This is a genomic window from Methylophilus sp. 'Pure River' (assembly GCF_046765995.1).
In the GTDB taxonomy this organism is placed as follows: Bacteria; Pseudomonadota; Gammaproteobacteria; order Burkholderiales; family Methylophilaceae; genus Methylophilus.
The window spans coordinates 71,654-96,860 of sequence record NZ_JBKOUE010000005.1 but is presented as its reverse complement, the minus strand read 5'-3'; the positions used below and the strand labels follow the sequence as shown (position 1 = coordinate 96,860).

Genomic DNA, 25,207 nt, shown 5'->3' with positions numbered 1-25,207 from the left:
TATATCCACCATTAAGTTTGTACTCTATTGATTACAATGATCTTTTTTTGCATGGCATAACCGGAACAGTTATTGCTCTTAAGAAGTACTTTTAATTAAAAGTGATTCAATAAAAGTATTCTCGGGAAAAAGGATCATTCGTTATGAATAAAAATACTATCAAGCCATTGCTACTAGCGATTGTGTCTGCCTATGCAGCACAGGCGATGATTGCCAAGGCTGACTCATTGAACCTAGATAAAGTAGAGGTTTATAGTACAACGCCTTTAAAAGGGATTGGTGTACCACTGCATAAAGTGCCTGCCAACATTCAGATGGCTAATCCGGCTGCTATTAATAACCAAACTGGTGTATCAATTGCTGACTACATGAATAACAACATGCAGGGGGTAACGGTAACTGAGTTGGGTGGCAATCCTTGGCAGCCTGAAATTAATTTCAGAGGGTATTCTGCGTCTTCCTTGCTAGGTAATCCACAAGGCCTTTCTACTTACATAGATGGGGTGCGTGTAAATGAGCCTTTTGGGGATGTGACCTCTTGGGACAAGATTCCCAATTTCGCTATTGGTGACATGCAGTTGGTGCCAGGTTCAAATCCTCTGTATGGTTTGAACACACTTGGCGGCGCTATTGCAATTCAAACCAAAAATGGCCGTGATCACCAAGGTTTGGCGGTAGAGGCTGAAATGGGTTCTTGGGGGCGTAAGCGTGGCTTGGTTGAATTCGGCGGCGTTTCAAAGGATGGCTCTGTTGACTACATGATCGGTTACCAGCATATCTCTGAGGATGGGTGGCGAAAATACTCGCCGTCACATGTGAATCAGTTATTTGCCAAGACTGGCTGGCAAAGTGAAACATCCAAGCTGGAGCTGACTTATATTGGAGCTGATAACCGACTAATAGGTAATGGCTTAACTCCGCAGTTTTTGCTCAGTGGTGATAATGATCAGATTCATACAAGACCTGATGCAACCAATAATTACTCACACTTTTTGGCTTTGAACGGTAGTCATTGGCTTAGTAACGACACCATGTTGTCAGGTAATGTTTATTACAAGAAATCCAATCGTAGAACAGTCAATGGCGATGGCTATGAGGGTAGTTTTGAGGATGTCGGTGGTGTGAGTACCTTGGATGGGTATCCAGGCATTACCTGTACGCAAGCAGCAGATGATTGCGAGGTGATTGGATCTGTTTCTAACAGAACTCATACGAGTCAAAATACCTATGGCGCTACAGGCCAAGCAACCTTTAACCAAGACTTTCTTGGTAAAGAAAATCAGTTTGTGATTGGTGCAGGCTATGATTACAGCTTGATTCGCTTTAAACAAAGCGAGCAAATTAATCTATCTTCTGATAGCGAATCGATTGACGATGGTGATATTAACGGCACTACTGGCAGCGATACGGTTTTTGACCCAACTAGAGCACCTGTATTGGAAGGGGATGGCGCATTAGGTAAACGCCAGACAGTTGGTTTAACCGGCAAGCAATATACCGCGCGTTTGTTTGCTAACGATACTTTGTCATTAAATGAGTTTTGGCATTTGAACGCAGGTGCTAGCTGGAACTTCACTCGCGTGGATAACGTCGATACATTGCGTGGCAGCCCATCTGCCGCTAACGGTTTCAATAGTTTGACTGCGCGCGATAGTTATACCCGTTTAAATCCGACTATTGGTATGACCTATACACCGATTAAACAACTCACTATGTACGCGTCATACAGTGAGTCGAGCCGCGCTCCAACAGCAATTGAACTGGGTTGTTCCAACCCAGCTTCTCCATGCTTGTTGCCAGCTGCGCTGGCAGATGATCCACCATTGAATCAGGTTGTTGCGAAAACTTATGAGTTCGGTGGTCGTGGCCAATTGACAGACAACGTATTCTGGAACGCTGGCGTTTATCATGCCATGAACCATGATGATATTCAGTTCACCGCAGCGAATACTCAAACCGGCGCTGGATACTTTAAAAACGTTGGCAGAACTAAACGGCAAGGGCTTGATCTTGGTTTAAATGGCGTGATTGAAAGCTTCAAGTGGAGTGCGTCTTACAGCTTTGTGCATGCGACTTATGACAACGACGTGGAGTTTGTGAATGGCTCAAACGCTACAGGCGTTAATTCAGACGGGGTATATACAGCCCGTTCTGGAGATCGTATTCCTGCCATCCCACAACATCAATTAAAGTTGCGTGGTCAATATGCGATGACACCAAGTTGGAATGTTGGTGCAAACGTTGTCGGCTATTCTAATCAGTTTGTGTATGGTAATGAGAATAATGGGCATCAGAGTAATTCTGCGGACTGTAATGGCGGAGATGATTGTGCAACTGGTCGCGGCAAGTTGAGTGGCTATTTCATTGTTAATTTGGACACGCAATATAATTTCGGCAATGGCTGGAAATTGTTTGCTAAAGCAACCAATATTTTTGACAAGGACTACTATATTGCTGGCCGTTTGGCTGAATCTCTGTTTGATGCATCCGGTACATTTGGCAGTGAAAGTAAAGTGCTGAGCTTATTGCCTGGAGCGCCACGAGCTGCATGGTTGGGCTTCCGTTACGAGTTCGGTGCCAAGCCATCATTAGCCAGTTACGACCGTGACTAAATAACAATCATTAAGGACGACGCGTGCTTTCACAAATTTCATCATCCACGGATAAATCGGTTTTTTTACCCTTCAAGAAAAAAATCTTGTTGGTAGAAGACGAGGTGCTGTTTGCCAAGGCGGTGGTTAAACGCCTGCAAAAAGCCGGGTTTGAGTGTGAGCACGCAGAGTCTTTGCATGACGCCAGGTTACTGGTGAAACAATTTGAACCGGATATGGCGCTACTGGATATGCGCCTGCCCGATGGCAATGGTCTGGATTTGTTATCCGACTTTGTCGCCAAGAATATCAATACCATCGTCATGACCGCTTTTGGCGATGTGACTGATGCGGTCAATGCGATCAAAATGGGTGCGATAGACTACTTGAAAAAGCCTATCGACCTTGAAGAATTACTGCTCATTATCCAAAAAAATGAGAAAACCACCGATTTGCAAACCAGCCTCGACTACTCCAGGCAGCGAGATACTATTGTCAATGAATCTGTGCAGTTGATCGGTGAAAGTGCCGCCATGCAAAGCGTGCGGCAGCAAATTACCCGTATCGCTCAGTTGAGCTCGCTCAGCGATGCTGTGCAACCTACGGTGCTGATCACCGGTGAAACAGGTACCGGGAAAGATGTAGTCGCGCGCTATTTGCACGCCAGTTGTGCCAATCATGACAAACCGTTTGTGCATGTCGATTGTGCTTCATTGCCTGCCGAGCTGATTGAAAGCGAGTTGTTTGGCCATGAGAAGGGCGCGTTTACCAATGCCGTGGCTTCTCGTCCGGGCTTGATTGAGTCTGCCGAAGATGGCACTTTGTTTCTGGATGAGATTGGAGAACTGCCACTAGGATTGCAAGCCAAGTTGCTGAATGTGCTGGAGCGCAGAATGGTACGGCGCCTAGGCTCGACCAAAGAGCGCCCGGTGCAGGCCCGTATTATTGCGGCGACTAATCGTGACTTATACCAAATGTCCAGCGAAGGGCGCTTCCGCTCGGACCTGTATTACCGTTTAAATGTCATCACCATGCAGATGCCACCGCTGCGTGACCGTGGCCAAGATGTGCTGTTATTGGCCAATTACTTCAGGCAGATGACGGAAAAGCGTTATGCGTTGCCACACCATGAGTTTAGCGTGGCGGCACTGATGGCCATACAAGGCTACCACTGGCCTGGTAATGTACGTGAAATGCGTCACCAAATTAGCCGGGCAGTGTTGATGTGCACGCAGGCCATGATTTCAGAACACGACCTGGGCTTGCCGCAACTGGCTGCAGTCAACGCCAATACATCTTCTATGCAAGGTGAAGCGCAGGTTACATTAGATGGTGCTGAAAAAGCCATGCTGCTGAACGCGCTGGAGCAGTCCCGCAATAACGTTTCCAAAGCGGCACGTCTGCTGGGGATTACCCGCATGACCATGCGCTACCGCATGGACAAGCATGGTATCTCGGTATAAGCGTGCATTAACCTTCATCATAGAATCCCTATTTGTCTCAAAGACTTAGTTGTCATATCCCGGTTTTGATGGGCTATTGACAACGCTCAGGATTGAGCATAACGTCATCAGACATTTCTATAATATTTTGATGAGGAGCGGGGTATGTCAGTCAGTCGATTGTGTAGTGCAATGTTACTCGCATTAACAGTAAGTCATCAGGCATTTGCGGCGACCTACAATGTGGACGCTTAGAATAACAGCATTGCCCAGGGCGTTGGCAATGGCCTGGATACGATTACCTTGAATGCAGGGGATGCGTTCAATATTTCCGTGAGTGTCGATGATTTGTGGAGTGCTGGCGCATTACCCAGATTTTCCACGGCAGATGGCTTGAATGGCGATTTGTATGCCACGGCGACGGATGACTCTGGTCAATCGGTAGGTACTTTGATCGGGATTAACTACGGACCGGTGACCATGGATGGTTTTACAGCCAACTTCGGCCAGTTGGTAGGTCGCATCGGTAATACGTATATCGCATTAGGCACCAGTTATAGTGGTGTTGCGGCCGAAAGTGGCGTGTTGAAGCTGTATTACTGGGATTCAAATTTTGGCGATAACGCTGGCCAGATTGCAGTCAATGTGACGACTGTACCCGAGCCTGAAAATGCCGCCATGATGTTTGCCGGTTTGGCAGCCATCGGCCTGTTAGCAAGACGCAAGTCACGTTAACAGCGCTTGACCATTTAAAACCTCGCTCTGGCGAGGTTTTTTGTTATTGGCCGGGCTTTTGCCAGCGAGGTGTTTGCTGACATAAATCAACCGCAATCAGGCGCCAGCGAAAGGGCGCATGGTATCATTGCACTTTTACAGTGGAGCTGAAAATGATTGGTACCCCGTTGAGCGCAAATGCGACCAAAGTCATGTTGTTAGGCAGTGGTGAGCTTGGTAAAGAGGTGATTATTGCCTTGCAGCGTTTGGGGGTGGAAGTCATTGCGGTGGATCGCTACGAACATGCGCCTGGCCACCAGGTGGCGCATCATGCTTACGCGATTGATATGACAGATGCCACGGCGTTGAAAGCCTTGGTCAATCAGGTCAAGCCACATTACATCGTGCCGGAAATCGAGGCCTTGAATACCGAGGCACTGGCTGAGATTGAAGCCACTGGTGTGACAGTCGTGCCTACCGTGCGTGCAGTGCAGCTGACGATGAACCGTGAAGGTATCCGTCGACTGGCGGCCGAAGAATTAAGTTTGCCAACATCCCCTTATGCGTTTGCCCGCTCTGAGGCTGAATTGCAAGTAGCGATTGATGGTGGCATTGGCTATCCTTGCTTTATCAAACCTACCATGTCTTCGTCAGGCAAAGGCCAGTCACGTATTACGCAAGCATCTGAAGTCAAAACGGCCTGGGAATATGCTGCCAGCGGCGGCCGCGTTAATCAGGGTGTGGTGATTGTCGAAGGCCAGATTGATTTTGATTATGAAATTACCCTGCTAACGGTGCGTGCCAAGAATGCATCCGGCCAGATTGAAACACACTTCTGTGCGCCGATTGGCCATGTGCAGAAGCAGGGTGACTATGTAGAAAGTTGGCAACCACAGGCCATGCTTCCGCAGGCATTAAAAAACGCACAAGACATTGCCAAAAAGGTGACAGATGCTTTGGGCGGCCAGGGCCTGTTTGGAGTTGAGTTGTTTGTGAAAGGCGAGCAAGTCTGGTTCTCCGAAGTGAGTCCGCGTCCACACGACACCGGCATGGTCACCATGTGTACACAGCGCCTGAACGAGTTTGAATTGCATGCACGTGCCATTCTTGGTTTGCCGGTGGATGTGGCGCAACGTGAAGCAGGCGCCAGTGCCGTGATTTATGGTGGTGCAGATGCGCAGGCACTCGAGTATCATGGCCTGGAAGCCGCCATGTCTGTGCCTAATAGCGAGATCCGCTTGTTTGGCAAGCCAGAGTCGTTTGTGCGTCGTCGCATGGGCGTTGCATTGGCGACGGCAGAGAATACCGAAACTGCACGCGAATTTGCCAAGCAGGCGGCAGCGCTGGTGACGCCAAAAGCGGCGGGTTAAGCAGCATGGCAGTGGAGATTCAAGAGCCTAACGCGGCCAAGCAATCGCTATTTGAATGGCTGGGCGGAGCAGAAAAGGGCGCAGAGACCATACGCAATCTGGTCGAAACCTTTTACGACACCATGGATACCGATCCGAAAGCGGCGGCTTTACGTGCTATTCATCAGCCGGATTTAACTGAAGCCCGGGAAAAACTGTTTATGTTTTTAATGGGCTGGACTGGCGGGCCGCAGTTATATATTGAGCGCTACGGCCATCCGCGTTTGCGGGCACGTCATATGCCATTCCCGATTGACGAGTCGGCGCGTGACCAATGGATGTATTGCATGATTAAAGCCATGCATACCTTGCAGTTTGAAGAGTCGCTGATGAAGCATATTGCCAATCAGCTTTACGGCGTAGCAGATTTTATGCGAAATCGTGAAGGTTAGCCCTGGATGCAATAAAGAAAAAGCCCCGTGCAAACGGGGCTTTTTTATGGCTGTTGCCTGTCTTAAAGCGTGTTGATGGTTTCTACGACCTCAGCTTGGACAAGTTCATTGCCCTGGGCTTTCTGGCGTGGCTTACCTGCACTGCGCTTGGCCTGGTTGCGCGTTTGCGGCGTGGCTTTAAAACCAAAACCACCTAACAAGGCTGCAACCACTTTGCGCTTGGCGCTAGATGGCTTGGCTGGCACTTGTTTGGGTGCTGCTGCGGCTGTCGAAGGCTGGTAAGGTTGCTGGAACCAGCCATCTTCTGCGCTTGTGGCTTTTGACGGGCGAGGTCTGCTACTACTCGTGTTGATCGCAGCTTTTTCTTTTGGAATCTGCTTTTTAATCAACTTCTCGATGTCGTCGAAGTATTTGGTTTCATCTTCGTCGATGAGTGAGATCGCAATGCCTTTAGCACCTGCGCGGCCGGTACGGCCAATCCGGTGCACATAGTCTTCCGGTGCAGTCGAGATTTCATAGTTAATCACCAGTGGCAAGTCACTGATATCCAGCCCACGTGCCGCTACATCTGTGGCAACCAGGGCGTGAATGGTGCCTGCTTTAAACGCATCGAGTGCTTCAATACGTTCCTTCTGTGATTTGTCACCGTGAATGGCGCTACATGGAATCTGGTCACGTTCCAGCGCACGCGCCAGCTTGCTGGCAGAGAGCTTGGTTTTGGTGAACACAATTACTTGCTGGTTAGCGTATTGCTTGAGTAGCTGCACCAGAAAGCGCTGCTTCTGGTCGCTATTCACCAGATAGGCTTTTTGCTCGACATTATCATTGGTGGCATTGCTGCGCGCCACTTCGATCAAGGTCGGGTTGTTCAAAAAGGCATCGGCCAGTTTTTTGATTTCATCAGAAAAAGTCGCTGAAAACATCAGGTTCTGACGCTGTTTAGGCAACAGTGCCAGAATGCGTTTCAGGTCTGGCATAAAGCCCATGTCCAGCATACGATCGGCCTCGTCCAGCACCAGAAACTGCACCTGGCTCAGAGACAGGGTTTTTTGCTCGACATGATCCAGTAAACGGCCGGGCGTAGCGACCAAAATTTCTACACCCGCTTTCAGGTGCGGCGTTTGGGTTTTGATATCCACGCCACCATACACCACCAGGCTACGCAACGCGGTGTGCTTGGCGTAGGTTTTGATGTTGTCATAGACCTGTATCGCCAGTTCACGCGTAGGCGCCAATACCAAGGCCCGGATAGGGTGCTTGGCTGGTGAGGTGCTGGTGCTTGAGAGTGGCAACAAGGTGTGCAAAATAGGCAAGGAAAACGCTGCTGTTTTACCTGTCCCGGTTTGCGCACCCGCCATCAGGTCCATGCGCTGCAAGGCCAAAGGGATGGCCTGCGCCTGAATCGGGGTAGGTGTCGTGTAACCAGACTCATCAATCGCTTTTAACAGCGGCTCGGCCAGGCCGAGCGCACGAAAATCTACTGTGGTTTGCTCAGACATAGGCGAGTCTTAGGCAAATGAACGTGGGCGTTTGGCACCACCGTTGTCGCCAAATGACTTGCCTGCCGGACGTGGTTTGTTGTTGCCACGGTTGCCGTTAGGATTGCCAAAACGCTCCTGGTTGTTGCCTGCCGGACGTGGGCGGCGTTGACCGAACTCGTCAGCCAATGCGCGTGCAAACTGGAAGTCGGTATCTTTGTTGTAATGCTTGCTGTTACCGTTAACTTCTTTGTCCTGTTTTTGCTCAGTCTGGCGTGGCGCACGTGGTTTGTTACCAAACGCTTCACGTTGACCGGCATCACGGCTTCCTTCACGGGCAGCGCGCTCGCCAAATGATTTGTTCTGGCCTGGTCTGTCGTCACGGCGGAAACCGCCTTTGCCTTGTGGCTTGCCATTGCGTCGGCCACCACGTTTGCCATCAGCGCCATCATCCATGCGTGCAGCACGTTTTGGCTCAAAGCCTGCAATCACTTCAGCTTGCAGCTTTTGGCCGGTGTATTGCTCAATTTTGCGCAACAGGTGACGATCAGCGTTAGAGGCAAATGAAATCGCTACGCCAGTGTTGTTGGCACGGCCGGTACGGCCAATACGGTGTACATAGTCTTCTGCAAATTTTGGGAGGTCGTAGTTAATCACGTGTGAAATGCCTTGTACGTCTATACCACGTGCGGCAACATCGGTTGCCACCAATACTTTCACGTCGCCATGACGCAGTTTGGTTAAAGTGCGGTTACGTGCACCTTGCGTCATGTCACCATGCAGGGCTGCTGTGCTGTGACCCGCGGCATACAAGTCTTCAGCCAGCAGGTCAGCGTGACGCTTGGTGCTGGTGAAAATAATGGTTTGGTTGACATCTGGTGCAATCAGCAAATGTTCCAGCAGTTTGTTTTTGTGGTTCATGTCATCCACAAAGTGCAAGCGTTGCTCGATGTTGGCGTGTCTTTCTTTCTGGCCAGCCACCTGAATTGTCAGTGGGTCGCGCAAGAAACGTTTGCCGATATCCATAATGCCATCCAGTGTTGCTGAGAACAGCAAGGTTTGGCGCTCGGCAGGCAATGCTTCACAAATACGCTCAACATCTGGCATAAAGCCCATGTCCAGCATGCGGTCAGCTTCGTCCAGTACCAGCATTTGCAAACGGCTCAAATCAATACGGCCGCGTTCCAGGTGGTCAATAAAACGGCCTGGGGTTGCCACCAGGATGTCCAGTGGTTGTGACAGCAGTTTGTTTTGCAATGGGTAAGGCATGCCACCGACGATGCTGATGCAACGTGCGCGCAAGAATTTACCGTATTTACGTGCAGCATCATTTACCTGAGCTGCCAGTTCGCGTGTCGGTGTCAGCACCAGGATACGTGGGCCGCGGCTGCGAACAGGGTGTTGTGTTGCCAGCAGGTTTAATGCTGGTAGGGTAAAGGCAGCGGTTTTACCAGTGCCGGTTTGGGCAGAGGCCATGATGTCACGGCCTTGCAAAGCTTCAGGAATGGATTGCGCCTGAATAGGTGTTGGGTTTTCATAGCCTGCGTCGGTCAATGCGCGCAAAATGGAGGGGTCGAGATTTAAATCTGCAAAAGACAAGGAATGTCCCTTTCATCAACAATTAAAAAGGGCGCAAGTAAAGCAATAAAGCAAAGCTAATGAAGCAGCGTGACACTCAAGAATGCGAGTGGTGCAATATCAACTAAGCCAAAGCAACATTGTAAGATTGGATGCTTTTACCGGCGCTTGGGCATGGCCACTAACCGATAAAAGAAGATGGTGTCATCAAGACTTCATCTAAAGATGATAACCTCAAAATTTCGCGAGTTATCGACAGGTCAGGGCAATGAATTTAAAACAAATGTGGCGGGTCTAGTACCAGCCGTGTTTTAAAGTTGCTCGCAGTATAGCAACTTTATTTTAAAAGTCAAATATTTAAGTTGATTTGTGATAAAATCGCGCCCTTTCCAAACAGATGGCAGTTCACATGGCACGCAACCTTAGAAATATCGCAATTATCGCCCACGTTGACCACGGTAAAACAACCATGGTTGACAAGCTACTTCAACAGTCAGGTACTTTTGCCTCACACCAAGCGGTGACTGAGCGTGTGATGGATAGCAACGATCTGGAAAAAGAACGCGGCATTACGATTCTGGCTAAAAACACGGCCTTAACCTATGAAGGCACGCATATCAATATCGTCGACACACCGGGCCACGCCGACTTCGGTGGCGAGGTAGAGCGCGTATTAGGTATGGTGGATGGTGTGTTGTTGTTGGTTGATGCCGTGGATGGCCCGATGCCACAAACGCGTTTTGTGACCAAAAAAGCACTGGCCCTGGGCTTGAAGCCAATTGTGGTGATTAACAAGGTGGACCGTCCAAGTGCACGTCCTGATTGGGTGATTAACCATACGTTTGATTTGTTCGCCAACCTGGGTGCTACCGATGAGCAACTGGATTTTCCGGTGGTGTATGCCTCAGCCTTAAATGGCTTTGCCACCTTGGACATGAGCAAACCTTCAGACAACATGCGTGCCTTGTTTGACACGATCTTAAGCCATGTTGAGCCACCGAAAGGCGATAGCGAAGCGCCATTGCAACTACAAATTTCTGCCCTGGATTATTCTACATATACTGGTCGCCTGGGCGTTGGCCGTGTGACCAATGGCCGTATCAAACCTGGCCAGGTCGTCGCCGTGATGCGCGAGGATGAACAAGTAGCACAAGGCCGTATTAACCAGGTACTGGGTTTTAAAGGCCTGGAGCGCGTGCCGGTAGAAGAAGCTGAAGCAGGTGACATTGTGATTATTTCCGGTATCGAAGAAATCGGTATCGGTTTTACGATCTGTGATCGTGACAAACCAGTGGGTCTGCCGCATCTGGGCGTGGATGAGCCAACGCTGACCATGGACTTTATGGTCAACACTTCACCATTGGCGGGTACTGAAGGTAAATTCATTACTTCACGTCAGATCCGTGACCGTTTAACGAAAGAATTATTGGTCAACGTGGCGTTGCGTGTTGAAGATACTGAAGACACTGACGTATTCCGCGTTTCAGGTCGTGGTGAATTGCACCTGACGATCTTACTGGAAAACATGCGCCGCGAAGGTTTTGAAATTGCCGTAGGTAAACCACGCGTAGTATTCAGAGAAATCAATGGCGAAAAATGTGAGCCATATGAAATCCTGACTGTGGACCTGGAAGACGAAAACCAGGGTGCGGTGATGGAGGAGCTGGGTCGCCGCCGTGGTGAAATGAGTAATATGGAGTCTGACGGTAATGGCCGTACTCGCTTGGAATATCGTATTCCAGCCCGTGGCCTGATTGGTTTCCAGGGTGAGTTCTTGACGTTGACCCGTGGTACAGGCCTGATGGCACATATTTTTGATGAATATGCGCCTGTGAAAGCCGATATGCCTGGCCGTCGTAACGGTGTGCTGATCTCCGCTGAGCAAGGCGAGGCGGTGGCTTATGCCTTATGGAAACTGCAAGACCGTGGCAAGATGTTCTCCAGCCCGGGTGACCGTTTATACGAAGGCATGATTATCGGTATCCATAGCCGTGACAATGACCTGGTGGTTAACCCGATTAAGGGTAAGCAGCTGACCAACGTGCGCGCTTCCGGTACAGACGAAGCGGTGCGTTTGATTCCACCTGTGTCCTTAAGCCTGGAATCTGCTGTTGAGTTTATTGATGACGACGAGTTGGTTGAAATCACGCCGAAGACAATTCGCCTGCGTAAGCGCTTCCTGTTGGAGCACGAGCGTAAACGTGCGGGTAAATAGTCTTTGTTGATAAGTAAAAAAGCCAGCTTCTGCTGGCTTTTTTATTGCCTGAAACATCCTTCAATAATTTGTTAATTTTTGTTGTTATTTTATTCTCACATATGTTAATAATTGATATAATTAACATATAAAATAACTAAAGTTAACTTTTTGATGGTCCATTTAAATAGTCCATTGGCCTGTGTCAGTTAACGCCGTGAAAAAATCATTTTTAATATCAATGAAGGAGAAATGAAATGGCAATGCATGAGTTAAACGTCGTCGAAGTCGATGTTGTATCTGGTGGTTTTGGTGCGGGCATTGGTTTTTTTGGCATGCCTGAAGAAACCGTGGCTGCTGGCAATGTGCTGATCGCAGCGGTGGGTGGCATCGGTGGTGTCGCAACAACCCTGGGGCAAGTGTTAAATGGTCCATCAGGCCCAGCAGTGGTTTCTGCGCTTTCTGGCGTATTGTCCGGTGGCGTGTTTGGATTGCTGTTTGGCCGTAATCAATAATTAACCACGAAAATCTCCCCTAATAACAGCCTCGTCAGGGGCTGTTTTTTTACGCCCGCGCCCTTGGTGGTTATTATTCGCGTAGGTGATGCATCTTGGTATTTGCAAATTAACTGCGATACACTTGCAGCAAGCAACCAGCAGACCTTACTTATGAGCGCTTTCATCGAGCAATATCGCGTTAACCCGAAAAAGTTTTCCTTAAAGCAATTCAAAGCAGACGATAAGTCCGCCCGCACTGGCGATAAAGAAAAAGATGCTAGTTTGCTGGCTGAGTTAACCCACCAAATTAATCTCAGGCAGGATATTTTGCATGCCGAAGGCAAGCATAAGGTGTTGCTGATTTTGCAGGGCATGGATACCAGCGGTAAAGATGGCACGGTCAAGCATGTGTTTAGTGCCTGCGATCCTTTAGGTATTCGTCTGGCCAGTTTTAAGGCCCCCAGTGCCGATGAGTTGGCGCATGACTATTTATGGCGCGTGCATCACCAGGTGCCGACTAAAGGCGAATTGGTTATTTTTAACCGCAGCCATTATGAAGATGTGTTGATTGTGAAAGTGCATGACTGGATAGATGATGCAGAGTGCACGCGCCGTTACCAGCAAATCAATGACTTCGAGCGCATGCTCAGCGAGACTGGCACCACCATTATTAAATGCTTTCTGCATATCTCCAAAGATGAGCAAAAGGAGCGTTTGCAAGAGCGTCTGGATGATCCCACCAAGCATTGGAAATTTAATCCCAATGATCTGGATGAGCGCGCCTTATGGGATCGCTATATGGACGCTTATGAACTGTCGCTGAAAGAGACGTCCACCAAATACGCACCTTGGTATGTGATTCCGGCTGATTCTAAAACCAACCGTAATTTATTGGTTTCCCAGATTTTGCTGGAGGCATTGAACCAGTTGCCGTTAGCGTATCCCGCCAAGCCCAAAGAATGGGATAAGCTCACTATTCAGGATTAAAGTTGTAATTTAATGATTTTACGCTGTGTAAATACGGACTGATTACAGTTTAATAACGCTGAATTCAATCATGGTTAAAAAATGAGCTTACGCTTTCGACTCAACTTGTTGGTCACCATGCTGTCGCTGGTCTTTTTGATCGCTGCTGGTATTGTCCTGGTGAGAGATACCAAAGACAGTATCCGTGAACGCGTGGAGGCGGCGACACGCGTCACGGTGCAATTGCTGGATACAGTGATTGTCAGCTCGGCCATGAACCCCAGTCTGGGTCCAACGCATTATGTGCTGCAAGATTTTTTGCGCTCGCTGGGCTATGTGCGCAGTAGCCGCATCGAGTTGTACGATTACTCCAATAACCCCTTGTACCTGTCACCGACCTCCACCTTCAAGTCCGAGATCAATCCGCCGCAATGGTTTGTCAAACTGGTGGCACCACAAGTGGAAACAGTGACGCGACGGGTGCGTTATGGCACGCTGATTATCAGCTCCAGCGCAGAAGGTTCTATCCGCGAGGCGTGGTCAGGGTTTCTGCAATTAATGACCATGGGCATCGGCTTTTTTGTGCTGCTTAATTTGCTGGTCTATGGCTTGCTGAGCCACGCTTTGCGCCCGGTCAGGCATATCTTGCATGCGATCAACCGCATTGAACAAGGTGACTTAACCACGCGCCTGGAACGCTTTTCGCTGCCTGAGTTTGATAAGATCGGCAAGAGCTTGAACCAGATGGCCCTGTCGCTGGATGCCGAACGGCAACTGGAGCAAAATCGCCAGCTGACACAATTGATCCAGCAGCATATCGAAGATGAACGGCGCAGCCTGGCGCGCGAGCTGCATGATGAGCTAGGGCAATACGTGACAGCGATCAAAACCTTTGCCGTGGCAATTGTGAATAAAACCAAAGAAAGTACGCCGGATATTGCGGCCAATGCACAAACCATTGTCGCTGCCGCCAATCATATTTACGACGGCATGCATAACATCATTCGCCAGTTGCGTCCGGCCGCCATGGATAATATGGGCCTGGTGGAAACGCTGCGTGACATGGTGTCTGGCTACCAAGCGCAGCATCCTGAACTACAAATCCAGCTGCATTTGGCGGGGCAGTTCCAGCCGATGGGTGAAAATGTGAACATCAATATTTACCGTATTGTGCAGGAAGCGGTGAATAACGCAATTAAACACGCGCATGCGCAATGCATCAATGTCCATCTGCTCACAGATGCCGACGGTTTGCGCCTGATGATTTGTGATGATGGCGTCGGCATGCGGCTGGATACCGTAGACCAGAGCCGTCATTTTGGCCTGCTGGGCATGCGCGAGCGTGTGCAGGCCTTGCATGGACAATTTAAAGTGGTGTCGCAGCCTGAAGCAGGCCGTGGAACCACCTTGGATATTCGGTTGCCTATACAGGCAGCTTAAAAAGAGGGAGAAACAAGCGTGATAAGTGTGATGCTGGTAGATGACCATGCAGTGGTCAGGATGGGCTTTAAAATGCTGCTCGAGTCAGACCAGGAAATCAAGGTGATTGCTGAAGCAGAGAGTGGTGAGGCGGCCATCAAGGCCTATGTTGAGCATCACCCGCAAGTGGTGGTGATGGACATTACCATGCCGGGGATTGGTGGCATGGAGGCGATAGAGCGCATTCTGGCCAAAGACAATCATGCGCGTATCCTGGTGTTGTCTGCCCATGAGGATTCCGTGCATCCCAAACGCGTGCTCAACGCGGGTGCCATGGGCTATGTCACCAAGCGTAGCGCGGCTGAGGAGCTGATTAAAGCCATCCGCAGCGTGGCGCAAGGCAAAAAATACATCGAAGCCAGCGTGGCCCAGCAAATGGCGATTCAGCAATTGTCCGGTGAGCAAAATCCGGTGGATGTGCTCAGTGAGCGTGAGTTTGAGGTGTTTATGTCATTGGCACGCGGCAAATCTACCAACGAGATTGCTGAAACCTTGTTCCTGAGCCCACGCACGGTAGGCACGCATTTGTACAATATCAAGCAAAAGCTCAATGCGCAAAACTCGGCAGAGATTGCGCTGATTGCCATGCGCTGTGGTTTGCTTGAACCTTAAGCTGCCAAGATCAAGTAAAAAAGCCATTCTTGCAAGGAATGGCTTTTTTATTGCAATCAGGCAATTATCTTGAACTTCTGGAGCTGAGGATACCAAAGGCCACGATGAGTAGCATGCCAATGATTTCATGCGCACTTAAGGTTTCGTCCCACACAAGTACGCCTATTAGCGTGGCAAAGACGACAGTGCTGTAAGCCAGGCTGGCGACTGTCAGGGTGTTGCCAGTGCGGTAGGCACGCGTTAACGCCAGTTGGCTTAAGGTGGCTGATACGCCTAGTCCGCATAGCAGTGGTAGGTCTTGCCATTGCAATGTTGTCACATGGTCTATCAACATCCAGCCACCACTGGCGATGGTACATACCAGGGTGAAATAGAAGACGGTGCGCCAGTCTGGCTCGCCTGCGATGCCTAGCTGTTTGACGTGTACATAGGCAAAGGCCGCGCCTATACCCGATAACAAGCCAATGCCGCCAGCCAGCAGCTGGTTACTATGAAAGGCTGGTTGCAATAGCAGGCAGACGCCGACAAAGCCGCCAACCACACATAGATTGAGTGTTTGCCGTTGCTGGCGGCCAAGCGGATGTTCTCCGCGTAATAGCCAGGGCGAAAGCAGGGCTAAAAACATGGGGGAGGTGTAATTGAGGGTAATGGCGGTGGCTAAAGGCAAATGGGCAATGGCGTAGAAAAATAGCAGCAGGGCGGTGAAGCCTACGCCAGCGCGGCGCATTTGCATGGCCAATAATGGGGTTTTTAGCGGTTTGCCTTGCCAGCAGACCAGGGCGGCAATCATCAGGAAGCCAAAGGCTGAGCGGTAAAATACCAGCTCGCTGGTCGTGAAACGCGCTGCACCTGCCTTCACAAACGCGCCCATGATGGCAAATCCCAGGCCGGCCAGCAGCATCCAGTAGCTACCCAGCTGCCAGTGTTTGGGATGTCGTAAAACGGCGTTGCGGTATTTACGCAAAAGGAGCTGGCCTAGCGCTGCAGATGGTCAGGCAGATGTGGCTCCATCTGTTGGCGATACCAGCGATGAAAATGCTCGAGGCCGGTTTCCATCGGGTGCTGGTAAGGGCCGCGTTCATCTTTACCCAGCATAAACAAGCCTTTACGGCCATCATGCATGCGCTGGCAAATCTCTTTGTCTTCAACGGCAGTTTCAAAGTAGGCCGCCTGTTGCGCTTGAATGTATGCCTGCTCAAACAAGGCGATATCCTCCGGGTAGTAAAACTCGACCACATTCTGGCAAGACTCAATACCGGTTGGGATAATGTGTGAAACCACCAACACGTTGGGATACCACTCAATCATGAGGAACGGGTAAAGCACGAACCAGATGGCGCCATACTTGGGTGGTGTGCCTTGCTGGTAATCGGTGACGGCCTGCTGCCATTGCTTATAGATGGGTGACAGGCTGTAATCCGGCAGCGGTTTGTAACCAACCGTTTGCACGCTGTAATGCTCACCAAACTCCCAATTCAATTCGCCGCAGTCAACAAACTGGTTGAGGCCGGGATGGAACGGGCCGACATGGTAGTCTTCCAGATAGACTTCGATAAAGGTCTTCCAGTTGAAATCGTAGTGGTCAACAATCGCTGACTCAAAGTGATAGCCGGTAAAGTCAAAATCCTGCTTGCAGCCCAGTTGCTTGAGCAGTTGGGCGATATCCAGGCCTTTTTGTTTGGATGCCGTGTCACTGCCTTTAAACAGCAGGCCTTGCCATGCAGTCAGGGATTGTCTCTCCAAGTGCAGGCAAGGGTTTTGTTCAAAATGCGGGGCGCCCAGCAACTGGCCGTTTAAATCATAGGTCCAGCGGTGCAACGGGCAGACGATGTGTTGCGTGTTGCCTTGGCCATTGAGCATCACCGCTTGGCGGTGGCGGCAAATGTTGCTGATCAGTTGTGGCTGGCCATGTTGGTTTACCAATGCGGTGGCATTGTGCATCCAGTCCAGGGCGCGATAGTCGCCCGGGTTGGGGACCATGCGCTCATGCCCAAGATATTGCGGCAGCAGGGAGAACAAATGTGTTTGCTCCAGCGCATACACATCCGGATGCAGATACCAGTCAACAGGGAGTTGTGCGAAGCGAGTCTGGTTTTGTTCTTTATTTAAAGAGGTGACAGAACCCATATGCCTAACTGATTAATCACTTGCAAAAAAGGTGAATTGTGCCCGAAAAGGGGGGTATTGAAAAGTCAAAACAGGCAAAAGTAGCTGGTTGGTTGGCAGCAATTGTTTGATTTTAATCAATAAAACCGCACCCGCTGACGGCTGGATGCCCGCAGTGGGCACGCGGCAATGTGCAAAGGACGCTTAACTAACTCGAATAAATTCAGTTATAATGTTGAAGGTTTCTATGTATAACTATACGTAAACGATTATTGCAATTTATAGGAGCAATCGCATGGCAAATTTATTAGATCAGTTGAAAGCAATCACAACCATCGTGGCTGACACTGGTGACGTTGAAGCAATCAAAAGTGTTAAACCTGTGGACGCAACCACAAACCCATCTCTGGTATTGAAGGCTAGCCAAATCCCAGAATACGCACCATTGATTGACACTGCCATTGCTTACGCAAAAACACAGGGCGGTTCTAAAGAGCAACAAATTGAAAACGCAGCTGACAAGCTGGCTGTGTTGATTGGCGCTGAAATCACTAAAGTGGTTCCAGGCCGTATTTCTACAGAAGTGGATGCACGTCTGTCTTTCAATATCGACGCGATGGTCGCTAAAGGCCGTAAACTGATCAGCCTGTACCAAGAGTCTGGCATCAGCAAAGACCGCGTTCTGATCAAACTGGCTTCTACCTGGGAAGGTATTAAAGCCGGTGAGATTCTGGAAAAAGAAGGCATCCAGTGTAACTTGACGCTTTTATTCGGTTTCGGTCAGGCACGTGCTTGTGCTGAAGCTGGCGTATTCCTGATTTCTCCATTCGTTGGCCGTATCCTGGATTGGTACAAAGCGAAAAACCCGGGTACTGAGTACACACAAGAAACAGACCCAGGTGTGGTTTCCGTACGCGCGATCTACCAATATTACAAAGAGCACGGTTACAAAACTGTTGTGATGGGTGCTTCTTTCCGTAACACTGGCGAGCTGATCGCCCTGGCTGGTTGCGACCGTTTGACCGTTTCACCAAACTTGCTGCAAGACCTGGCTGCGACTGAAGGTACTTTGGTGCAAGTGTTGAAAGATGGCGGCAAAACTAAAGAAGTGCCAGCTAAATTGACAGAAGAAGAGTTCCGTTTTGAACTGAACCAGGATCCAATGGCGACTGAGAAATTGGCTGAAGGTATCCGTGGGTTCGTGGCTGACCAGAACAAACTGGAAGCTGCTTTAGCCGCAAAACTGTAATATCTCTGTGAGATGATAGAAAGAACTGGCAGGACCTGCCAGTTCTTCACTTTTAGTCAGGCACAAATTGGCCTGCAACATTGACTTATTTTGGCTGCCAGCTTACTATGAGCGACCAGCTTGAATTGGTAGTACGCTAGCAATAGCATTTAAATTTTAATTTTTGGAGAAAAACATGGCATTAACTCAAATGGCATTAGACTCATTGGATTTCGACGCAACTATCGCTTTGGCAGAAAAAGTTGCTCCACACGTTGACATTCTGGAAATCGGTACACCATGCATCAAGCACAACGGTATCAAATTGCTGGAAACTTTGCGCGCTAAGTTCCCAAACAACAAGATCCTGGTTGACCTGAAAACTATGGATGCAGGCGAGTACGAGTCTGAGCCATTCTACAAAGCCGGTGCTGACATCTGCGTAGTTTTGGGCGTATCCGACATCGGTACAATCAAAGGCGTAATCAAAGCTGCTAACAAATACGGCAAAAAAGCTCAAGTTGACCTGATCAGCGTTGAAGACAAAGTTGCTAAAACTAAAGAAGTTGCTGCTGCTGGTGCTCACATCATCGGTATCCACACTGGTTTGGACCAACAAGCTGCTGGTCAAACTCCTTTTGCTGACCTGGCTGCTGTTGCTGGTTTGAACCTGGGCGTTGAGATCTCTGTTGCTGGTGGTGTTAAAGCCGCTACTGCAGGTCAAGTACGTGACGCTGGCGCGACTATCATCGTTGCTGGTGCTGCTATCTACGGCGCTGCTGACCCAGCTGCTGCTGCTGCAGAAATCACTGCTATCGCTCACGCTTAATTCAGTTAAGTATCAATAAGTAATTATTGATCAGCGAGACAAAAAACCCGACCCAGCAATGAGTCGGGTTTTTTATTAAACTTTTTGAATACAGGACAAAACATGGATCATCAACAATTTATTCTGGACAACTTAAAGCGTATTCTGGACGTGACTGACAAGTCAAAAGCGGCTGAATTGCTGAAACTGGTTGAAGAGGCTGGTTCAACATTTATCGGTGGCGCAGGTCGCTCACTGTTGGTATCACGCTTCTTTGCTATGCGTTTGGTACACTCTGGCTACAGCGTTTATATGATCGGCGAAGTGGTGACACCAGCGATCAAAAAAGGTGATCTGCTGATCCTGGTTTCAGGTTCTGGCGGTACAGCAACCTTGTTGCCATTCGTGAAGAAAGCCAAAGAAGTGGGCGCCAAACTGGTGGTTATTTCTATGAAGAAAACTTCAGCCATGGCTGATGTGGCTGACCTGGTTGTTCAAGTCGGTCAAGATGACAGCTTCCCATTGGTTAAGGGCATGCCTATGGGCGGTCAATTTGAATTGTCTACCCTGGTATTCCTGGAAGGCGCCATTTCTGAATTGATCCACGCTAAAGGCCTGACAGAAGAAGGCATGCGCGCATTGCACGCAAACCTGGAGTAAGTGTCAGCGGCATAAGTTTCTCACGAAGCTTTGCTGTCAAAAAACCGGCCATCAGGCCGGTTTTTTATTGCGCGAATATTGCGAGGTCGCTGGCGGTGAGCTGTTTCTGGTGCAGTGCGCTGGCAACCAATACGCCATCAGCCCCTGCGTGTGCCAAAGCCTGTATATCTGCGATGTGTCTGACACCGCCAGCGGCGTAGATCGCCTGCTGTGGATGCTGTTGCTTCAAGGAGCTGATTTTCTCGACCTCTGGGCCTTGATTGGCGCCTACCTTGGGTAAGCTCATGAGAATGGTTGGCTGGCTCCAGAGACCTGTTTCAGCCAGCAGGTCAGCAGGGCCATGAAAGCCATCCTGAAAGAAATCCAGCGATAAAATACTGTGCGCCGTTATTTCACGCATGGCTTGATAGGTTCGGATATCCGTTAAGGTTTCACTGGCAATGATCGGGCGGATATCAGCGTCCAGCCAGGGCTTGAGTGCTTCGGTGCTATTGAGTCCGGCATCCACCCACCATTGCAGGTTCGGGAAGGCAGTCATGACCTGTTTAATCAGCGGTAGGTGATTGGGCATGTCACGATGGCCCGTGATTGCATTTAAATCGGCAATATACACGCAGTCGAAGGCATAAACTTGTAAAATAGCAGTGATGACATCGAGCAGGGCATGGCTATCGGTTAACTGCGATTGGATCGCACGGTAGTGCTGGCGTTGCCCTTGTATGGCTTGTACTACCTGGCCATGCATCAAATCGATGACGGGAATAATATGCACAATAAATCTCGCTTGAAAATCTGGGTCTGTGAATATGTCAGTGCTGGTGGCCTGGTCTCTGAGGCATTGCCGGCCAGCTTGTTGCAAGAAGGCCTGTTGATGCGCGATGCCTTGCTGGCAGACTTGTCAGCGCTGGGCGTTGATTGTATCACTAGCCACGATAGCCGCGTTGCAGCTCCCATTCATGCCCGTAGCCTGCCATTACATCCTGGTGAGGATGCTGATGCGCTTTGGCGCCAGCAATTAGCATCTGATGACATAGATGCTTGCTGGGTGATTGCACCTGAAACAGAAGGCATTTTGCAGCAGATGCAGCAATTGGTGCAAACCGCTGGCAAAGTCTGGATAGGCTGTCGTGCTGACGCGATCGCGCAGACCAGTGCCAAATCGATCATGGCTGAGATTTGCCAGCAGGCTGGGATTGCTGTATTGCCGCATGTGTTTTTAGCGCAGGCAGACGCCTTGGAAAGCCTGAACTGGTACCATGCGGCTGCTACGTCTGGTTGGGTGGTAAAGCCCGATGATGGCGCAGGTTGTGAATTCACTTATTACTTTAAAAATATCAATGAACTTATTGATTTTAAATTGAAAAGATCAATTGAAAATCCTTTGTTGTTCGCTAAGACTTTACTGCAGCCTTATGTGCCAGGCTTAGCGCTGAGCATGTCGGTGTTATCGACGCAAGAGTGTGTACAGGTGATTGCCGGGCATCGGCAAAGAATAGATATCCAGCAGGGATGTTTCCATTTTGATGGCGCTGGCGTGAACGAAGCTGTCGCCTATCTGCCCGCGATGCAAACGTTAGCCGAGCAGGTTCACCGTGCGATCCCCGGCCTGGTAGGCTACTGGGGGGCAGACATGATTTTGAGCCCAGACGATCAATTGATACTGGTTGAAGTGAATCCGCGCCTCACCACGCCTTATATCGCCTTATCGCCATTACTCACAGAAAATCCTGCTGCCATGATTCTGGATGCGATTTTAGAAAATAAATTGAGTGCTGCTCAAGCGCAGGCATCGTGTACTTTGTCTTTGCCCATAAACAGCCGTACCGAGGTATCGCCCGCATGAAACGCGCTGTCATCGGTTGGGATATTGGTGGTGCGCATGTGAAAGCGGTGATGCTGGGTGGGCAAGGTGAGATCGTGCGTGTATTACAGCAAGCCTGTGCTTTATGGAAAGGTCTGCCGTTACTGGAAGATGCCATCAAATATGTGTTGCATCACTGGCAAATGGAGGCATGGGCTTGTGATCATGCGGTGACCATGACCGGAGAGCTGGTTGATTTGTTTGATAACCGGTTGCAGGGCGTACGAGCGATTGCCGAGACGGTGCAGGACTATTTGCCACACGCCGAGTTCTACCTGGCTTCAGCGGCGCAAGGCGCAGGCTTTACGGCCAGCGTAGCAGGACAGGAGGCGCACATTGCCTCCATGAACTGGCATGCCTCGGCCCAATGCCTGGCGACCAACATGACAGATAGCGCTATGTTGGTGGTGGATATTGGTAGCACGACTTGTGATATCACGCTGTGTGATCAGCACCAGGTAGTGCCTGTGGGCTGGTCTGACGCGGAGCGTATGGCTAAGCTGGGTTTATTTTATACCGGCGTCGTGCGCACGCCCCTGATGGCACTGGGACCATTAATCACTTGGTTAGCGCCTGGGCAGGCCCAGCCTGAGCCGCGCCATATTGCAGCAGAATATTTTGCCACGACTGCGGATGTCTATCGTGTGCTGGGTGAGTTATCTCCTGATTATGACCTGGCCGAGACTGCGGACGGTCAAGGGCGTTCCATGGTCGACAGTATGCGTCGCCTGGCACGGATGGTGGGGCATGATGTTGAAGATAAAACGGACGATGCCTGGCAGTCGCTGGCCCTTGCGTTTAAAGCCGCGCAACTGAATCAACTGCAACAGGCCATACAATCAATCATGGCACGGGCGCCAAGGCCACCGCAGATCATGGTGGGGCTGGGGGCGGGCAGTTTTCTGGTGGCAGCGCTGGCGCAGCGTCTGGGCCTGGCTTATCAGCCGGCCACAGCATGGATGTCCGCAGGTAATTTACAATTAAAACAAGATGCAGAGGTCTGTTTTCCAGCCTATGCGGTGGCGAGGTTATGGCAAGCATGGCATTAATTCAATTGGATTTACCTTATGCAGAAGGCATGCATTGGTTGAGGCAAGTCAGGCATCTGCCATGGCCGATGCTGCTGGAAAGTGGTCGGGTGGAGGCCAGCCAGTCTCAATTGCAAGCGGGTGTGGATGAAGAAATCAGCCTGGGTGCCCGTTTTGATATTGTGGTGGCTGCGCCAGTGGCCAAAATCATACATCGACAACCCGATACTGAAGTGCATACGCAGCAGGCCCAAACGAACCAGACCCTCATAGAGAGGTCGCAGCAAGATCCTTTCCAGGTCATCCAGCAGTGGTTGGCACCCCATACTGTTGAGCGCATGGCCGATATTCCGTTTGCAGGAGGGGCGCTGGGTTATTTTGCCTATGATCTGGGGCGCAGTATCGAAACCATGCCCACATTGGCTGCTGAGGATATGCCGCTGCCTGAGTTACTTGTTGGCATTTATGATTGGGCGATTATCGTCGATCATCATTTGGGCATCAGCAAGCTGGTATCACATGCTCGCTTTAGCGATCACCAGGCGCTACAGACGCTCCACCAGCAATTGTTAGAACCATCTACGGGGCAGCACGAAGCGGCGTTTAAGGTCACTGGCGAGATTCAGCCGAATATGGATCAAACAGCCTATGCCCGTGCTTTCCAACAAGTGAAGGACTATATCCGCGCGGGCGATTGCTACCAGATCAATCTCGCACAACGCTTTGCAGTGGATGTGGCAGGCGATGCTTGCGAGGCTTATGACCATTTCCGGCAATTGAGCCGCGCGCCATTTATGGCTTACCTACAACTTGAGGATGGTGCAGGGGCGCAGCTGGCAGTGTTGTCGATGTCGCCGGAGCGGTTCTTGCAGGTAATAGATCGCAAAGTTGAAACGCGGCCGATTAAAGGCACGCGTCCACGGCACCAGGACGCTACTGCAGATGCGAAAGCCGCCGAGGAGTTAGCGCATAGCATCAAAGACCGCGCCGAGAACCTGATGATTGTGGATTTATTGCGCAATGATATTGGCAAGGTTTGCGAAGTCGGTTCAGTCAAAGTCGATGCCTTGTTTAAATTGCAGCGCTTTACCAATGTGCATCATCTGGTGAGTATCGTGCGTGGTTTACTAGCACCAAAGTATCATGCGCTGGATCTATTGCGCGGTTGTTTCCCTGGTGGCTCTATCACCGGCGCACCTAAGTTGCGCGCCATGGAGATTATCGAAGAGCTAGAGCCGCACCGGCGTGGCATTTACTGCGGTAGTATTGGCTACATCGGTTTTGATGGTAGTATGGATACCAATATCGCGATAAGAACCGCTGTGATATGCAATGAAAAAATGACTTTTTTTGCCGGCGGCGGCGTGGTAGCTGACTCGGATTGTGCCAGGGAATATCAGGAAACATTTGATAAAGCCTCGCAGTTTTTCAAGTTGGCAGCACATTTTAAAATGACAAAATAATACTCGGGAACATGCATATGTGGGTGATCAAGCTAGGGGGTAGCGTGACACACTACGACAGCCTGGTGCAATGGTTGCGCCTGGTTGTCCGTTGGGGCGATGGTAAGGTGATTATTGTGCCTGGCGGCGGTTTGTATGCCGATGCCGTTCGCGATTTTCAGCAGATGCGGGCAGCACACCCAGACGGCCATATTGATGACTCGCAGGCCCATGCACTGGCCATCTACGCCATGGATCAAATGGCGCGCAGCCTGGTGGCCATGGTGCCTGAACTTGCACTGGTGCGAAATCCACTCGAAATTGCAGAAAGCGGCTGGCAGCATCGAGGCCTGGTATGGTTGCCCAGCGAAATGGCCTTAAACACCACGTTTGCCAATGAACATGTTTTAGCCGAAAGTTGGGATGTGACCTCAGATAGCCTGTCCGCCTGGCTTGCCTGGCAGCTAGAAGCGCAACATTTATTACTGGTCAAATCAGACGACAGATTGTTAGAGACGCAGGGCAGTCTTGGTTTGCCAGCGTTGCAGGCGATGGATATTGTGGACCAGGGATTATCAGGCTTGCTTGCCGGGGCTAAATTCCAGACGTATGTGGTGCACCAAAGCGAATATGCGCTGTTTGAGCAGGGCTTTGCGGGCAATGCATTAACGATGAACCTGTTAGCTGACTATTTGTTGCAACATCAGCCATAAACTTGGTTT

The 25,207-nt window shown here is 50.0% G+C and carries 22 protein-coding genes; 17 read left to right on the top strand and 5 right to left on the bottom strand.

Annotated features, from left to right (window positions below; all coding sequences use genetic code 11):
- The first annotated feature begins 143 nt into the window (after window positions 1-143).
- The 5 genes from ACIDE9_RS07260 (at window position 144) to ACIDE9_RS07240 (ending at window position 6,548) form a co-directional block, all read left to right on the top strand.
- A complete protein-coding gene (locus tag ACIDE9_RS07260; RefSeq protein WP_411993831.1) occupies window positions 144-2,612 on the top strand; it encodes a TonB-dependent receptor in 2,469 nt (822 codons plus the stop codon).
- 23 nt (window positions 2,613-2,635) lie between these two features.
- Entirely contained in the window at window positions 2,636-4,054 is a 1,419-nt protein-coding gene (locus ACIDE9_RS07255) for a sigma-54-dependent transcriptional regulator (protein WP_411993829.1), read from the top strand.
- Between the two features lie 282 nt (window positions 4,055-4,336).
- On the top strand, window positions 4,337-4,768 hold the full coding sequence (locus ACIDE9_RS07250; RefSeq protein ID WP_411993827.1) for a PEP-CTERM sorting domain-containing protein: 432 nt from the start codon (window positions 4,337-4,339) through the stop codon (window positions 4,766-4,768).
- Window positions 4,769-4,920: 152 nt separating this feature from the next.
- Window positions 4,921-6,117 carry a formate-dependent phosphoribosylglycinamide formyltransferase gene (gene purT, locus ACIDE9_RS07245; protein WP_411993826.1) on the top strand — a complete coding sequence of 399 codons (1,197 nt, stop codon included), beginning with the start codon at window positions 4,921-4,923 and terminating at the stop codon, window positions 6,115-6,117.
- A gap of 5 nt (window positions 6,118-6,122) precedes the next feature.
- A complete protein-coding gene (locus tag ACIDE9_RS07240; RefSeq protein WP_194753522.1) occupies window positions 6,123-6,548 on the top strand; it encodes a group II truncated hemoglobin in 426 nt (141 codons plus the stop codon).
- A gap of 62 nt (window positions 6,549-6,610) precedes the next feature.
- On the opposite strand, the gene ACIDE9_RS07235 is transcribed toward ACIDE9_RS07240, so the two are convergent.
- Both ACIDE9_RS07235 and ACIDE9_RS07230 read right to left on the bottom strand, forming a co-directional pair.
- Entirely contained in the window at window positions 6,611-8,047 is a 1,437-nt protein-coding gene (locus tag ACIDE9_RS07235) for a DEAD/DEAH box helicase (protein WP_411993823.1), read from the bottom strand.
- Between the two features lie 9 nt (window positions 8,048-8,056).
- A complete protein-coding gene (locus ACIDE9_RS07230) occupies window positions 8,057-9,625 on the bottom strand; it encodes a DEAD/DEAH box helicase (protein WP_411993822.1) in 1,569 nt (522 codons plus the stop codon).
- Between the two features lie 388 nt (window positions 9,626-10,013).
- On the opposite strand from ACIDE9_RS07230, the gene typA reads away from it, so the two are divergent.
- The 5 genes from typA (at window position 10,014) to ACIDE9_RS07205 (ending at window position 15,352) form a co-directional block, all read left to right on the top strand.
- Window positions 10,014-11,819, top strand: coding sequence for a translational GTPase TypA (typA, locus tag ACIDE9_RS07225; RefSeq protein ID WP_411993820.1), 1,806 nt, complete (start codon window positions 10,014-10,016; stop codon window positions 11,817-11,819).
- Window positions 11,820-12,055: 236 nt separating this feature from the next.
- A complete protein-coding gene (locus ACIDE9_RS07220) occupies window positions 12,056-12,313 on the top strand; it encodes a hypothetical protein (protein WP_194753526.1) in 258 nt (85 codons plus the stop codon).
- A 153-nt stretch (window positions 12,314-12,466) separates the two neighbouring features.
- Window positions 12,467-13,282 carry a polyphosphate kinase 2 family protein gene (locus tag ACIDE9_RS07215; RefSeq protein WP_411993818.1) on the top strand — a complete coding sequence of 272 codons (816 nt, stop codon included), beginning with the start codon at window positions 12,467-12,469 and terminating at the stop codon, window positions 13,280-13,282.
- A gap of 117 nt (window positions 13,283-13,399) precedes the next feature.
- Window positions 13,400-14,701, top strand: coding sequence for an ATP-binding protein (locus ACIDE9_RS07210; RefSeq protein ID WP_411994047.1), 1,302 nt, complete (start codon window positions 13,400-13,402; stop codon window positions 14,699-14,701).
- 30 nt (window positions 14,702-14,731) lie between these two features.
- Complete coding sequence (locus tag ACIDE9_RS07205; RefSeq protein WP_024930047.1) at window positions 14,732-15,352, top strand: response regulator transcription factor; 621 nt, start codon at window positions 14,732-14,734, stop codon at window positions 15,350-15,352.
- Between the two features lie 64 nt (window positions 15,353-15,416).
- Here ACIDE9_RS07205 and ACIDE9_RS07200 read toward each other — a convergent pair whose 3' ends face one another.
- Together ACIDE9_RS07200 and ACIDE9_RS07195 are read right to left on the bottom strand one after the other, a co-directional pair.
- Complete coding sequence (locus tag ACIDE9_RS07200; RefSeq protein ID WP_411993816.1) at window positions 15,417-16,316, bottom strand: DMT family transporter; 900 nt, start codon at window positions 16,314-16,316, stop codon at window positions 15,417-15,419.
- Between the two features lie 11 nt (window positions 16,317-16,327).
- Window positions 16,328-17,479 carry an aromatic ring-hydroxylating oxygenase subunit alpha gene (locus tag ACIDE9_RS07195; protein WP_411993814.1) on the bottom strand — a complete coding sequence of 384 codons (1,152 nt, stop codon included), beginning with the start codon at window positions 17,477-17,479 and terminating at the stop codon, window positions 16,328-16,330.
- Between the two features lie 274 nt (window positions 17,480-17,753).
- On the opposite strand from ACIDE9_RS07195, the gene tal reads away from it, so the two are divergent.
- From tal to hxlB, 3 genes are all read left to right on the top strand, one after another.
- On the top strand, window positions 17,754-18,707 hold the full coding sequence (tal, locus tag ACIDE9_RS07190; RefSeq protein ID WP_194753529.1) for a transaldolase: 954 nt from the start codon (window positions 17,754-17,756) through the stop codon (window positions 18,705-18,707).
- 175 nt (window positions 18,708-18,882) lie between these two features.
- Complete coding sequence (gene hxlA / locus ACIDE9_RS07185; protein WP_019882222.1) at window positions 18,883-19,515, top strand: 3-hexulose-6-phosphate synthase; 633 nt, start codon at window positions 18,883-18,885, stop codon at window positions 19,513-19,515.
- A 102-nt stretch (window positions 19,516-19,617) separates the two neighbouring features.
- Window positions 19,618-20,154 (top strand): 6-phospho-3-hexuloisomerase, encoded by a 537-nt coding sequence (hxlB, locus tag ACIDE9_RS07180; protein WP_019882223.1) that lies wholly within the window; start codon window positions 19,618-19,620, stop codon window positions 20,152-20,154.
- A 64-nt stretch (window positions 20,155-20,218) separates the two neighbouring features.
- Here the strand turns inward: hxlB and ACIDE9_RS07175 are convergent, their stop codons facing one another.
- Window positions 20,219-20,926 (bottom strand): HisA/HisF-related TIM barrel protein, encoded by a 708-nt coding sequence (locus ACIDE9_RS07175; protein WP_411993810.1) that lies wholly within the window; start codon window positions 20,924-20,926, stop codon window positions 20,219-20,221.
- Between ACIDE9_RS07175 and ACIDE9_RS07170 the strand changes: the two genes are divergently transcribed.
- From ACIDE9_RS07170 to ACIDE9_RS07155, 4 genes are read left to right on the top strand one after another with little or no spacing between them, the layout of a single operon-like run.
- The gene (locus tag ACIDE9_RS07170; protein WP_411993808.1) at window positions 20,921-21,997 is read left to right on the top strand and encodes an ATP-grasp domain-containing protein; all 1,077 of its coding nucleotides are present in this window, start codon (window positions 20,921-20,923) and stop codon (window positions 21,995-21,997) included. The two genes, ACIDE9_RS07175 and ACIDE9_RS07170, sit on opposite strands and share 6 nt — an antisense overlap.
- Window positions 21,994-23,064 carry a hydantoinase/oxoprolinase family protein gene (locus ACIDE9_RS07165; protein WP_411993806.1) on the top strand — a complete coding sequence of 357 codons (1,071 nt, stop codon included), beginning with the start codon at window positions 21,994-21,996 and terminating at the stop codon, window positions 23,062-23,064. The genes ACIDE9_RS07170 and ACIDE9_RS07165 overlap by 4 nt, the downstream gene beginning before the upstream one ends.
- Window positions 23,055-24,506 (top strand): aminodeoxychorismate synthase component I, encoded by a 1,452-nt coding sequence (pabB, locus tag ACIDE9_RS07160; protein ID WP_411993804.1) that lies wholly within the window; start codon window positions 23,055-23,057, stop codon window positions 24,504-24,506. The genes ACIDE9_RS07165 and pabB overlap by 10 nt, the downstream gene beginning before the upstream one ends.
- 17 nt (window positions 24,507-24,523) lie before the next feature.
- Window positions 24,524-25,198, top strand: coding sequence for a hypothetical protein (locus tag ACIDE9_RS07155; RefSeq protein WP_194753534.1), 675 nt, complete (start codon window positions 24,524-24,526; stop codon window positions 25,196-25,198).
- Window positions 25,199-25,207: the final 9 nt, after the last annotated feature.